The organism is [Clostridium] citroniae WAL-17108 (genome assembly GCF_000233455.1).
Taxonomy (GTDB): Bacteria; Bacillota; Clostridia; order Lachnospirales; family Lachnospiraceae; genus Enterocloster; species Enterocloster citroniae.
This window is the reverse complement of the sequence record NZ_JH376429.1, coordinates 191,141-204,891: the sequence shown is the minus strand read 5'-3', so window position 1 is coordinate 204,891 and position 13,751 is coordinate 191,141. Positions and strand designations below refer to the sequence as shown.

11 protein-coding genes are annotated in these 13,751 nt (G+C 52.5%); 10 read left to right on the top strand and 1 reads right to left on the bottom strand.

Features of this window, described 5'->3' with window-relative positions; all coding sequences use genetic code 11:
* Nucleotides 1-29 precede the first annotated feature (29 nt).
* From HMPREF9469_RS25620 to HMPREF9469_RS25590, 7 genes are all read left to right on the top strand, one after another.
* Nucleotides 30-1,337, top strand: a complete 1,308-nt coding sequence (locus HMPREF9469_RS25620; RefSeq protein WP_007869042.1) for an MATE family efflux transporter — start codon at nt 30-32, stop codon at nt 1,335-1,337.
* A gap of 130 nt (nt 1,338-1,467) precedes the next feature.
* The gene (locus tag HMPREF9469_RS25615; protein ID WP_007869040.1) at nt 1,468-2,664 is read left to right on the top strand and encodes an ABC transporter substrate-binding protein; all 1,197 of its coding nucleotides are present in this window, start codon (nt 1,468-1,470) and stop codon (nt 2,662-2,664) included.
* A gap of 140 nt (nt 2,665-2,804) precedes the next feature.
* Nucleotides 2,805-4,517, top strand: coding sequence for an ABC transporter permease (locus tag HMPREF9469_RS25610; RefSeq protein ID WP_007869037.1), 1,713 nt, complete (start codon nt 2,805-2,807; stop codon nt 4,515-4,517).
* Between the two features lie 15 nt (nt 4,518-4,532).
* Entirely contained in the window at nt 4,533-5,609 is a 1,077-nt protein-coding gene (locus HMPREF9469_RS25605) for an ABC transporter ATP-binding protein (protein ID WP_007869034.1), read from the top strand.
* 125 nt (nt 5,610-5,734) lie between these two features.
* A complete protein-coding gene (locus HMPREF9469_RS25600; protein WP_007869033.1) occupies nt 5,735-6,781 on the top strand; it encodes an extracellular solute-binding protein in 1,047 nt (348 codons plus the stop codon).
* Complete coding sequence (locus HMPREF9469_RS25595) at nt 6,778-8,472, top strand: sensor histidine kinase (RefSeq protein ID WP_007869031.1); 1,695 nt, start codon at nt 6,778-6,780, stop codon at nt 8,470-8,472. Before HMPREF9469_RS25600 ends, HMPREF9469_RS25595 begins: the two co-directional genes overlap by 4 nt.
* A 62-nt stretch (nt 8,473-8,534) precedes the next feature.
* A complete protein-coding gene (locus HMPREF9469_RS25590; protein WP_007869029.1) occupies nt 8,535-9,311 on the top strand; it encodes a response regulator transcription factor in 777 nt (258 codons plus the stop codon).
* Between the two features lie 57 nt (nt 9,312-9,368).
* Here the strand turns inward: HMPREF9469_RS25590 and HMPREF9469_RS25585 are convergent, their stop codons facing one another.
* Entirely contained in the window at nt 9,369-10,697 is a 1,329-nt protein-coding gene (locus tag HMPREF9469_RS25585) for an MATE family efflux transporter (RefSeq protein ID WP_007869027.1), read from the bottom strand.
* Nucleotides 10,698-10,815: 118 nt separating this feature from the next.
* On the opposite strand from HMPREF9469_RS25585, the gene HMPREF9469_RS25580 reads away from it, so the two are divergent.
* The 3 genes from HMPREF9469_RS25580 (at nt 10,816) to HMPREF9469_RS25570 (ending at nt 13,735) form a co-directional block, all read left to right on the top strand.
* Nucleotides 10,816-11,643, top strand: coding sequence for a MerR family transcriptional regulator (locus HMPREF9469_RS25580; RefSeq protein ID WP_007869024.1), 828 nt, complete (start codon nt 10,816-10,818; stop codon nt 11,641-11,643).
* A 121-nt stretch (nt 11,644-11,764) separates the two neighbouring features.
* Complete coding sequence (locus HMPREF9469_RS25575) at nt 11,765-12,910, top strand: GGDEF domain-containing protein (RefSeq protein WP_007869020.1); 1,146 nt, start codon at nt 11,765-11,767, stop codon at nt 12,908-12,910.
* 51 nt (nt 12,911-12,961) lie between these two features.
* Nucleotides 12,962-13,735: a suppressor of fused domain protein gene (locus HMPREF9469_RS25570; RefSeq protein ID WP_007869018.1), complete on the top strand. Its 774-nt coding sequence runs from the start codon at nt 12,962-12,964 to the stop codon at nt 13,733-13,735.
* Nucleotides 13,736-13,751: the final 16 nt, after the last annotated feature.

The window sequence follows — 13,751 nt, the reverse complement described above, 5'->3', positions numbered from 1 at the left end:
TAAGTGTATCAGAGAAATGGAGGTTTGTCATGTTAAAACGTTTTTTTAAAGCGGTTTTGCCGTCCATGCTTGCATTTGCATTTTCAGGACTATATACCATTGTGGACGGCTTTTTTATAGGAAGGAACATTGGTGACCTGGGGCTGGCGGCTGTAAATATCGCTTATCCCATGGCCGCGCTGGTTCAGGCGGCAGGCACGGGGATCGGGATGGGAGGCGCTGTCTGGATCACGCTCCACAGGGGAAAACAGGAGGAAGGGCAGGAGATGGAGTGCCTGGGAAATACCATGACCCTGCTGCTGTCAGGCGGCCTTCTTGTGATGGCGCTGCTGTTTGGGGTATGCGGTCCAGTGCTCCGTATATCAGGGGCAGAGGGACGGGTATACCAGGAGGCCATGATCTACATTCAGATCCTGGCAGGCGGCTCCCTGCTGCAGTTTTTTGCAACCGGGTTTGCGCCCCTGATCAGGAATTATGACGGAGCGGTTACCGCCATGGTCTCCATGATCGCCGGGTTTGTCACCAATATTGTGCTGGATTACCTGTTTGTGGCCGTGTACCATTACGGAGTTGCGGGAGCGGCCGCGGCCACGGTGATCGGACAGGGGGTGACCGTGGTTCCCTGCCTGGTCTTTATGTGGTCCAGGATCCGCGGGCTGAAAAAGAAGGACTTTATCTTAAAGGGGAGCCAGGCTGCAAAAATCATAGGCACGGGTATTTCACCCTTTGGGCTTACTATTTCCCCATTTATTGTGATCATGCTGATCAACAGGAGCGCGTCCGTGTACGGCGGGGAGGCGGCTGTGGCTGCCTATGCGGTGGTCTCCTATGTGGTGGCCATTGTACAGCTGCTCCTTCAGGGGATCGGTGACGGCAGCCAGCCCCTTATGAGCTTTTATCTTGGGATCGGAAAGCCGGAATTGGCCGGAAAGGTCAGAAACATGGCGTATATTTTTGCCGTCTCAGTGGCATTGGCCAATGCGGCAACGCTGTACCTGCTAAGGGAAATGATACCCGGGTTTTTCGGAGCGTCCGGCCTGGTTTCATCCATAGTGGCAGGAAGCCTGCCGGTGTTTTCCCTGGGGTTTATCTTCATTGCCTTTTGCAGGACAACAACCTCCTATTTTTATGCCACCAAGCGGAACCTGTTCTCCTATGTCATGGTGTATGGGGAACCTGTGGTCTTATGCCTGCTTCTGTTTTTTGGGCTGCCGCCCGTCATGGAACTTTATGGGGTGTGGCTCTCGGTTCCACTGACCCAGGCGGTGCTGGCAGCTGCCGGCATGGCGCTTTTGCGAAAGGAACAATCCCTTTGCAGCAATTATGTAGCGGAATGATTGTGGATAATAGATAAAAAAATACAGAACAAGTTCAGAAATCACGACAATATTACTCGAAACACGGTTTTTCCCCTCCATCTTTTCTGATATGATGAAAACATCAGAAAAGATAGGAGGGGTATTTATTATGAAGAAAAAACTGGCACTATTGTTGGCATGCACCATGGCAATGAGCCTTACCGCATGCGGCGGCGGAAAGACCGAGACTCCAACCACAGCAGCTCCCGCAACAGCTGCGGCAACAGAGGCATCCAAGGAGGAGACCAAGGAAACGGCAGCAGATACCACTGCGGCGGAGGCGGCAGGCGGTGACATGGACGCTCTGATCGAGGCTGCAAAGGCCGAGGGCGAGCTGACCGTATACGGTTCCTGTGAGGAGGAATATCTGTCAGCGGCATGCAAGAACTTTGAGAGCCTGTATGGAATCAAAACCAAGTACCAGAGGCTTTCCACCTCAGAAGTTTACACCAAGATCTCTGAGGAAGCCGGCAAACCTTCTGCCGATGTATGGTTCGGCGGAACAACCGATCCCTATAACGAGGCGGTAGCAGACGGGCTTTTGATGGAGTACGATGCCATCAATGCAAAGAACCTGATCAATGACAATTACAAGGATCCTACCAATTGCTGGTATGGGATCTACAAAGGAATCCTGGGCTTCATGGTGAACACCGAAGAACTGGACCGCCTTGGCCTGGAAGCTCCCAAGACATGGGATGACCTTACAAAGGAAGAGTACAAGGGCCTGATCATGCTGTCCAACCCCAATACCGCAGGAACAGCAAAGCTGCTGATCAACACCATGGTTCAGATGAAGGGCCATGACGAGGCAATGGAATACTTTAAGAAACTGGACAAGAACATTTCCCAGTATACCAAGTCCGGCTCCGGCCCATCCAAGATGGTAGGCCCAGGTGAGTGTGTCATCGGTATCGGTTTCCTCCATGACGGTATTTATCAGATCCTTCAGGGATATGACAATATCCAGCTGATCGTACCCGAAGACGGAACCTCCTTTGAGGTTGGCGCAACTGCGATCTTTAACGGATGCACCCATCCAAACGCAGCCAAGCTGTGGATCGAATACGCACTGTCTCCTGACTGTGTGGACCATGCAAAAGAAAATGGCTCCTACCAGTTCCTGGTTCTGAGCAATGCGACCCAGCCAGAGGAAGCAACCAAGTTTGGTCTGGACATGAACAATACCATCGATTATGACTTCGAGGATGCAAAACAGAACAGCGCCAAATATGTAGAAGATTTCTTTGAGGCACTGGGAAGCTCTGCAGACAGCGCAGACAGCAGCCGTTTCCTGACTGAGTAATCGATCCGAGAATGATAGATTAGGTTATTGAGGGAGTGCTGCGTAATGCGCCAAACGTACATTACGCAGCATTCTCTGCTTTAACAGACATGTAAATGGGGAGCGCACAGGCGTTCCCGGACAGAAAGGGGGGCCTCATCGTGGCCAGAAAGCAAAGCGCAGAGCTTGAGCGCAAGAAATTTTTCTCAGACCCCATCCTGGTGAGCATGATCGTGGTACTGCTCATCTTCCTGGCGCTGTTTATCCTGTATCCTCTTTTTATGCTGTTGGTTGACAGCTTCCGTACAGAGGAGGGCGGTGTCACTCTGGATGTGTTCAAACGGGTCTTAAGTCTGGAACGGTTTCAGAAGGCATTTAAGAATACGGTGGTGCTGGGCCTGATCACAGGGTTTACGTCCACTGCCATCGGACTTTTATTCGCCTATGTGGAGGTTTATGTAAAGCTGAAAACAAAAATACTGGAAAAGCTGTTTTCCCTGGTATCCATGCTGCCCGTAGTGTCCCCGCCTTTTGTGCTGTCCCTTTCCATGATCATGCTGTTCGGGCGCAGCGGCATCATCACCCGGTCCCTGCTGGGAATCTATGATTCCAATGTGTACGGGTTAAAGGGGATCGCCATTGTGCAGACCCTGACCTTTTTCCCGGTGTGCTACCTGATGTTAAAAGGCCTTTTAAAAAATATCGATCCCTCTCTGGAGGAAGCCACCAGGGATATGGGAGCGACCAGGTGGAAAGTGTTCACCAGCGTGACATTCCCCCTTCTGCTCCCCGGACTGGGAAATGCTTTTCTGGTCACCTTCATCGAGTCTGTGGCCGACTTTGCAAACCCCATGCTTATCGGAGGTTCCTACGATACATTGGCAACCACCATCTATCTCCAGGTCACAGGCGCCTATGACTCCACCGGAGCGGCTGCCATGGCCGTGGTGCTGCTTTCCCTGACCGTGGTGCTGTTCCTGATCCAGAAGTATTATCTGGAAAAGAAGACAGCGGCTACCCTGACCGGCAAGGCATCCCGCATGAGGATGCTGATCGAGGACAGGAGCGTGACCGTGCCTTTGACCATATTCTGCGGACTGGTGGCGGCCTTTGTCCTTCTGATGTACATCATGGTTCCCTTTGGAGCCATGTTCACCCTGTGGGGCAGGGATTACAGCCTGAGCCTTAAATGGTTCCAGTATATGTTTAAGACCAGCGGGTTAAAGGCGTTTAAGGACTCCTTCGTGCTCTCAGCCATTGCGGCCCCGCTGACCGCCTTTTTATCCATGGTGATCTCTTACCTTGTGGTCAAGAAAAAATTCAAGGCCAAGGGATTCATTGAATTTGTATCCATGCTGGCCATGGCGGTTCCCGGTACGGTCCTGGGCATCGGATATATCCGCGGCTATGCGAGGGGGCTGTTCGGAACAGGCATCATGAGCGGCCTCTACGGCTCAGGTCTGATCCTGATCATTGTGTTCATTGTGCGAAGCCTTCCCACCGGCACCAGAAGCGGTATCTCCGCCCTGCGCCAGATCGACAAGTCCATTGAGGAATCCGCCTATGACATGGGAGCGGGTTCCGCCAAGGTGTTTATGACCGTAACCCTGCCGCTGATCAAGGATTCATTCTTCAGCGGGCTTGTGACTGCATTTGTGCGCAGCATCACGGCAATTTCCGCCATTATCCTGCTGGTGACACCGGACTTTCTGCTTATCACCTGCCAGATCAATGAACAGGCGGAAAAAGGCAATTACGGCGTGGCCTGTGCTTACGCAACCGTGCTGATCATCATTACATACGGCGCTGTGCTGCTGATGGATACGCTGATGAAGTTCTTTGGTGTCAGCAGGAAAATTAAGGCAGAGGAATAGAGGGAGGAAGATAACATGGAAAAACAGAAAAAAGGCGTCCGTCTGGACCACATTTCCAAAATATATACGGATCCAAAAACAGGAAAAGAGTTCTATGCAGTGCAGGACACAACGCTGGACATAGAGCCGGGATCCTTTGTCACCTTGTTAGGGCCGTCCGGCTGCGGAAAGACCACCACCCTTCGTATGATCGCCGGGTTTGAGAGCCCGGACGAGGGGGATATCTTCCTGGGGGATGAGAACATCAATGCCCTGACGCCCAACAAAAGGGATACGGCCATGGTGTTCCAAAGCTACGCCCTTCTGCCTCATTACAACGTGTTTGACAATGTGGCCTATGGCCTTAAGATACGCAAGCTTCCCAAGGAGGAGATCCATGAGCGGGTCATGAATATCCTTAAGCTGGTGGAGATGGACGGAATGGAATCGCGTATGACCAACCAGCTGTCCGGCGGCCAGCAGCAGCGTGTGGCCCTAGCCAGGGCCCTGGTGATTGAACCCAGCGTTCTGCTGTTTGACGAGCCGTTGAGCAACCTGGATGCCAAACTGCGCGTGACCATGAGAACGGAGATCCGAAAGATCCAGCAAAAGGTGGGGATCACGGCCATCTATGTAACCCACGACCAGTCCGAGGCCATGAGCATTTCCGATAAGATCATTATCATGAGCCAGGGCAAGGTGGAGCAGATCGGCACGCCCAGGGAAATCTATTATCATCCCTCCTCCAAGTTTGTGGCTGACTTTATCGGAGAGGCCAATTTCCTGGATGCAAAGGTGAAAACCGTGAACGGTGAAAAGGCTGTGATCGATGTGGTGGGACAGGAGCTGGAGGTTAACAACTTTGCCCACGCAGAGCCGGGGGCGGATGCCACTTTGGTGATCCGGCCTGAGGGAGCAACCCTGGCGGAACAGGGGCTTTTAGAGGCAACGGTCAGTCTGTCCACCTTCATGGGTTCTTATCAGTACTATGAGGTTATGGTGGGAGCCATGCTGCTGGAGATCACGGACTATAATCCGGTGAACCGGCGCATCTACGAGGTGGGTGAGAAGGCGTATCTGGATTTCGACCCCAAGGGGGTTTACATTCTTTAAGCCGGTTGATACAATAAAATGATGGAACAGTTCAGGACCGGTTTTTCCGGTCAAGAAGATAAGCCTTTCAGAACAGTTACGTTATGGCACATGTTCGTATCATACCAGTGAGGATCGTGAAACCGATGAAAAAGAATTGGAACATATATATGGCGGCCATAGGGATTGCCCTCTGCCTGGCGGGATGCGCAGGCAGCGGGCAATCCGCGGCCGCGGAAGGTGAGACGGATGAGGTGCTGGTGATATACTGCCCTCATCCGTTGGAGTTTATAAACCCCATTGTGTCGGAATTTGAGAACAGGACCGGGGTGAGGACCTATGTACAGACCGGGGGCACCGGGGAACTGCTTCAGATGGTGGAGGAGCACCGGGAGCCGGCCTGCGACATTTTCTGGGGAGGTTCCCTTTCCACCACCAGCCCCAGGCAGGAGCTGTTTGAACCCTATGTAAGTAAAAATGAGGACATGGTGCGGGAAGAATTTAAGAACCCGGGAGGCAGCCTGACCCGTTTTACGGACATGCCCAGCGTGATCATGGTGAATACCAATCTGATCGGGGACACGGTGGTGGAGGGGTATGAAGACCTGCTGAAGCCGGAGCTCAGGGGAAAGATCGCCATGTGCAATCCCTCCACCTCATCCTCTGCCTATGAGCATTTGATCAACATGCTTTATGCCATGGGGGACGGGGACCCGGAAAAGGGATGGGATTATGTGGAGCAGTTCTGCCGGAACCTGGACGGAACCCTCCTTGGCGGTTCGGCTCAGGTTTACCAGGGAGTGGCAGAGGGACAGTTTGCGGTGGGGCTTACCTTTGAGGAGGGAGGGGCCCACTATGTGGCCCAGGGGGAACCGGTCCGGTTGGTTTATATGAAGGAGGGCGTCATTTCCACCCCGGATGTGGTGGGCATTGTCAAGGGCAGCCGCCATATGGCGGACGCAAAGGATTTTGTGGATTTTGTCACGGGAAAGGATGCCCAGACCGTGATCGCGGACCGACTGGTCCGCCGTTCGGTGAGAAAGGATGTGGAGGAGCCGGAGTATCTGCCGGACAAGGATAAAGTACATATCATCTATGATGACCTGGACCTGGTCAACAGCAGGAAAAAGGAGTGGCTGGAACGGTTTGCAGAGATTTTCCGGCGGGTGTCCGATGGAGGGCAGGCCGGATGAAGAAGGAGAAATATTTCAGGGATGAACTCCAGCACATGTTCATCTCCTATGCCATTGTGCCGGCTGTGATCTTCACCCTGCTGTGCGGCCTGTTCTTTATGGCGGCCCTTCTCCACGGGAGAAAGAGCATCACGGAAGAGAACAACGCCTATGCGGCCGCACAGCTGGAGCAGATCCTTAAACGGTATGAGGACGGGATCAAACAGCTGTCCGCCAGGCCGGAAATGTTTGGGGAAACCATGGACACCAGGAGCAGGGCCGGAATATTTGAGGAATTCTATGGGATCACCAACAGCCTGGATGTGAAGGGAGACCTGTTTGTCATGGACCGGGACCGGAATATCCTTTTGTCCAGCCGTGGGGACAGGCCGGCTTACCTGGACGTGCCGGAGGGGGTGTCGTGGGGAATCTTCTGGTATATGGACAGCCGCCCGGGACAGACCGCGGTAAAGCTGGTGGAGGGATGGCGGAGCCAGCAGAGCACCATTGCCCTGGGACGGAGCGTGGAGCGGGAGGGGCAGACCGTGGGATATGTGGTGTGCGCCATTCCAGGCAGCCAGATACAGCAGATACTGGACCGCCTGGAGACCCAGACCATTATTACGGACTCCTATGGGTGGGTGTTTGCTGGCAGCAATTATAACTTTATCAGCAAAAGCAACCAGGTCCTGGGGGTTCTGGAGCGGGCCGGACATTATCTGTCCTATGACAAGCAGATGTACCTGGTGTCCGGCAGCCAGGTGTACCACCGGCTGTTCAACGTCTACTCCATCTCGGACATACAGAACATTGTTATTTCCCTGTCTCTCAGCAGCATGCTGGTGATCACGGCCCTGGCCATGATGACCCTGTGGATGCTGTTCCGGGCCAGGAAGGTGACGGAGACAAAGACCGAGGACTTTTACCGGATCCTGGATGTGATGGAAAATGCCAGGTCCGGCGACCTGGAAAGTTCTATCCAGATCGACAGCGACAATGAGTTCCGCATTATTGCAGATGCGTTCAACGAGACCATCGGCAGCCTGAAGCTGCAGATGGAGAATAACCGGAAGATGACCGAACTGGTGGCAATGGCCCAGAACAAGCAGCTGGAGTCCCAGTTCAACCCCCATTTCCTTTACAACACATTGGAGAACATACGTTATATGTGTAAGCTGGAACCGGCCACAGCGGAGCGAATGGTATTTTCCCTGTCCAATCTGCTGCGCTACAGCCTGGACGGCAGCAAGGACCAGGTGACCCTGAAGGAAGATATGGAGCATCTGGAAAATTATCTGACCATTCTAAAGCGCCGGTTCGGCCCCCGTCTTGGATTCCAGGCGGAGATCGAGCCGGAAGCCATGGAGTGCAGGATCCCCAAGCTGGTCCTTCAGCCCATGATCGAGAACTCGGTAAAATACGGGTTCGGGAACCAGCTGAACCTGAAGGTGGAGATGAAGGTGTATATCCATGAGGGAAAGCTGATGATGATCTGCCGTGACGATGGGGTGGGCATTCCCCAGGAGACACTTAGTGAACTGAACGCCATGCTGGAGCAGAAGGAAAATACCAGCCGGCATTCAGGCCTTTACAACATACACCGGAGGATTACGATCCTGTACGGAAGGCCGTATGGGGTGGAGATCCGGAGCACGGAGGGGCATGGGACCACCCTGGTTGTGACCCTGCCCGTGGTCCGGGAGGAAACGTAGAATCAGATACAGTACCCGGGTGTCCTATATTAGGCCCTGTGGGATGAGCAGGAGGAGGAAGCATGCTGCGCGTCTTAATTGCAGAAGATGAGGATATGATCAGGAAGGGGCTCGTGTATACCACGGACTGGCTTTCCATGGGCTGTGTGGTGGTGGCGGAGGCAGGAGATGGAAAAGAAGGGTTTGAGAAGATACTGGAGTGCCGTCCGGACGTGGTGATCACAGATATCTGTATGCCGTTTATGGATGGGATAGAGATGATAAAAAAGGCTTCGGAACAGGTGCGTTTTAAAAGTATCCTTCTGACCAGTTATGCTGATTTCGAGTATGCCAGAAGGGCTATTGAGGCCAGAGTGTGTGAGTACCTGCTAAAGCCCGTGGATGAGGAGGCGCTGGCAGACATCATGAAACGGCTGGGGGAGGAGATTGCCAGTACCAGGCAGGCGGAGTATGTGCTGGAACAGGCGGAGCTGGAGGGGGGAAGCATGAACCTGGAATATTACATGCAGCTGGATCTTTCGGAGAATCAGTATGTGTCAAAGGCCATCGGAACCATCAAGGAGCACTATGCCGAAAAGATCAGTATTGAGGGGATTTCAGAGGATCTGGGGGTCAGCGCCAGCTATCTCAGCCGAAAATTTAAGGAAGTCACAGAACAGACATTTCTGGACTTCCTCAACAAATACAGGGTACAGCAGGCGGTCATGCTGCTGAACACAAGACAGTACCGCATCAGTGAGATCTCCGAAGCCACCGGCTTTACGGATTATAAGCATTTCTGCTCCGTGTTTAAGAAGTATACGCTGAAGTCACCCACTAAGTTTATCAAGGGAATCTGAACCAGAGAGTCTGAACAACGGAGTCAGATCAATGGGTGTAGGGTGACATCAGATGATTTACGCATAGCGGTAGACGTCCTTCAGTTTCTTCATATAATAGATACTCAGCATCACTCCTCCAAACTCCGCAATGGGGATGGCCAGCCAAACTCCGTCAATACCGATCAGGAACGGCAGCACCAGAAGGCTTGTGATAATAAGGCCAAAGGTGCGCACAAAGGAGATGACAGCGGATATGCGTCCGTCTGAAAGGGCTGTAAACAGAGCCGAGGCAAAGATGGTCAGGCCTGAGAACAGGAAGCTGAAGGCGAAAATGGTAAATCCGTGGCGGGCCAGGGCGTAGACCGCTGTGCCGGGCCTGGCAAAAACTCCCACCACCAGGCTTCCTGTGACCTGGGCCAGCAGGAATGTGGCCAGGGAGGTCACCGCTGTAAAGATAAGGGAGGTCCTGAACACCTGCTTGAGCTGATTGTGGTTTTTGCTTCCGTAGTTAAAGCTGATGACCGGTGACACACCCTGTGAAAATCCCATGAACAGGGCGTTTAACAGGAACTGGGAGTACTGTATGATGGTGATGGCCGCAACACCGTCCTCCCCAGCAAAGTGCATCATGGCCAGGTTAAAGAGAAAGGTGATGATGCCGGACGACAGATTGGTCACCATCTCGGAGGAACCATTGATGCAGGTGTCTTTAAGTTCCCCCCGTTCCATGCGGGGACGTACCAGCCACAAGGACCTTCTGGAACACGCAAAGTAGAGAAGACCGATGACAGCCGGTATCATATATCCGGTCACCGTGGCAATGGCGGCTCCTGCGATCCCAAGTCCAAGGGGCACGATCAGCAGATAGTCCAGTAACGCGTTGCTGACTCCTGCCAGCAGGGTGAGGAACAGCCCGATCCCGGGGCGGCCTTCGGTGACAAAATACATCTGAAACAGGATCTGGAGCATAAGGGCCGGCGCAAATGCCAGCTGCCAGCGGAGATAGGTGACGCAATCCTCCAGTAAAAGTTCGCTGGCACCCAGGAGACGGGACAGGGGGACGGCCGCCAGATTCCCAAACAGGGCAATGACCAGCCCCAGCCCGATATTTAATAAAATAATGGTGGTGAAGGTCTGTCGGGCGCTGTCCGGCCGTCCTTCGCCCATTTTTTTTGCTACAATGGCGCTGCTTCCCGTGGACAGCATCACGCTGATACCCAGGACAATGTTGATCACAGGGTATACGATATTGATGGATGACAGGGCGTTGGTGCTGACATACCTGGACACGAACACACCATCCACAATGGTATACAGGGACATGACCACCATCATAATGGTAGTGGGAAGGGCAAACATAAGCAGCGACCCGAATGTGAATTTTTTAGATAACGAATGACTCATAATAAACTCCTGTTTGTAAACTGGCTCCCAACAAGAGAGCTGTTAAAAGGTTGCTAAATTCAGCCGCAGGTATTATCATATAGTATAGGGTTACCCGATAGTCAAGAGGAGATTGAATATGGAAAATCATTCAGAATTATATTTTACAACAGGAGAGTTTGCAAGGATACTGGGAGTGAAAAAACACACTTTGTTCCACTATGACCAAATCGGCCTTCTGTCCCCGGCCCTGAAGGGGGAAAACGGATACAGGTATTATTTTGTCTGGCAGATGGATGTGTTCGAGGTGATCAAGGCCCTCCAGAAGCTGGGCATGCCCCTGGAGGAGATCAAGGAATACATGGAGAACCGTTCCCCGGAGCGGTTCATGGCCATGATGGATAATAAGGAGGCGCAGATCGATGAGGAGATTGAACGCCTTAAGAACATGAAGCGGTTTATCCGCAATGAGAAGCAGAATATCAGGGAAGCGCTGACCACCAGCCTGGATACCCCAAGTCTGGTGAAGCGCAGGGCGGACTTCCTTCTGGTATCCGATGTCAGCGCCCAGGATGAGCGGAAGGTGGCGGTGGACATAGCGGAACACGTGAGGATGCAGGAGAAATACCACGGAGCCATGGGAGCCGTGGGCTCCATCTGCCTGGGGGAGGATTTGGAGCAGGGGATCTATGACCGGTATGTAAAAGTTTATACAAGGCTGGAGAAAAAAGCCTCGTCCTCCAAGGTCATGATGCGGCCGGGAGGAGACTATGTGGAAATGTGCCACAAGGGGTATAACTGGAATATGGAGATACCATACAGGCTGATCTCGGATTTTGCCAGGCATAGGGGGCTGTCCACCGGCCGGATGTGGTATGAGGACCTGATGGTGGACGAGCTGACCGTGACAGATTATGAGGATTATATTGTGAAAGTAATGGTCCCGGTGGAGGGAACAGAAGGTTAAAGAGATATAAAAGTCTCCTGACACACATGGACAAACCAGGAGCAGAAGGTTATAATAACAGTAGATTACTGGGAAAAGCAGGGGAATGCTGCCAGATGCCTGCAAAGGAGAAACTGTTATTATGAGATCAGCCATGTGGAGAAGAGTGGATATCCAGGTTTCCGTATTTACCGCTGTCATAGTGGCTCTTTTATCTTATTCCATATTTATGGTTCAGTATAAGATTACCTACCGGGATATGCTGCGCAGCCTGAATGACCAGGCGGAGCATATCTATACCTATATCGGGGAGCGCTTTGAACCGGATACATTTAAGCATATTTCCGCACGGGAGGATGTGCTCAAGGAAAACTATACCAGGATGCATGACAGGTTCCAGCGGGTCAGGGAGATCACAGGGGTCATGTACCTTTACACTGCTAAGATGGACGAGAACGGGGAATTTGTGTATGTCATAGACTGTCTGGATCCGGGAGCAGAGGATTTCAGGTACCCCGGAGACCCCATTGAGCGGGAGATTTATCCGGACATGGAGCGCGCCATGCAGGGTGAAATCGTGATGCCGGAGGAGATCAAGAAAACAGACTGGGGAAAGATCTTCATTACATATATGCCCATCTATGAGGGGGATGAAGTGATCGGAGTGATCGGGATTGAGTTCAGGGCAGACCATCAGTACAGGACGTACCAGAACTTAAGGCGTGCCCTTCCCGTGTTTATCCTGCTGTTCAGCCTGATCGCCTGCCTGGTATCCAGGTTCCTGTTCCGGCGTATTTCCAACCCATTTTACAGGGACATGTCCAACATGGACTATCTGACCCAGCTTAAGAACAGGAATGCTTATCAGCTGGATATGAATAACCTGGAAGCCAAAAAGATGGAATCCGGGATCGGTTTTATCCTGATCGATCTGAACAGCTTAAAGCATATTAACGACACCCTGGGCCATGATGTGGGAGACCGGTACATCACATGTATATCCAAGGCCTATCTGAACATGCATACCGGGGAAGGGGTCATGTACCGTATAGGCGGTGATGAGTTTGTGGTGATGATGCCAAAAGCCACCCAGGCCGGGATCGAGGATTTTGTGGCGCGTCTTAAAAAGGAGTTTGACAAGCTGGCCTTTCGGCCGGAGTTTACATTCTCCTGGGGTTCGGCCATCTTTGATGAGGAGGCGGATGACAACCTGTTCAGTACATGCCGCAGGGCGGATAAGAACATGTATATGAAAAAGCAGAAATATTATGAAGACAAAAAGACGTAAGTGTACCCCGGGAGACTCCGAGAGTACACGAAAAAGAATAGGAGGATAATAATGGGACTGCTGGACAAGCTTCTGAAAAAGGGACCAAAGGCTGATTCGGTATCAAAGGGAGGAAGCCCGATCTATCATTATGATGAAAAGAAAGACAAGGAGTGGCGTCCCCCCCAGGCTTACGGGGAGTACGGGGAGGAGATCACCCGACATTTTGGCGCCCTGTTTCCGGACCGGGAGGAATTTGTGTTTCATGAGATATTGTCGGATCTGGTCCACATTGACGTGAATATCATGCGTCCCAGAGAGGACAAACCCTACTATGTGATGTACACCACCGGTATGAGCGACCTGCCCATGACCCTGCCTGAGGAGATCGCCCACAGGGAAGATCTAAAATATGGGGAACTTTTTATGTTCCTTCCAAAGGAATGGAACCCGGGGGAGACAGGGCAGCTGGACTCCGACATACCGGATTCCCAGTACTGGCCCATACGGCTGATCAAGTACCTGGCCCGGTTTCCCCATGAGTACGGTACCTGGCTGGGCTGGGGCCACACCATACCCAACGGCCCGGATTATGAACCCTTATGCCAGGATACCCGGATGGGCGGGGTGGTCCTGGTGCAGACCGGCGGTGACATGGGCTCCATGAAGGCGGAAGACGGGAAAGAGATCAACTTCTATATGGTGGTTCCCGCCTACAAGGAGGAGATCGAGTACAAGCTGGAATACGGCATGGAAGCACTGGATAAGCGGTTCTGTGACGGAAACCTGCCCATGGTGCTGGATATCCGCCGGCCCAATTACTGCGAGGATTTTAAGGTTTCATGACCCCCTGAAAGTCCCG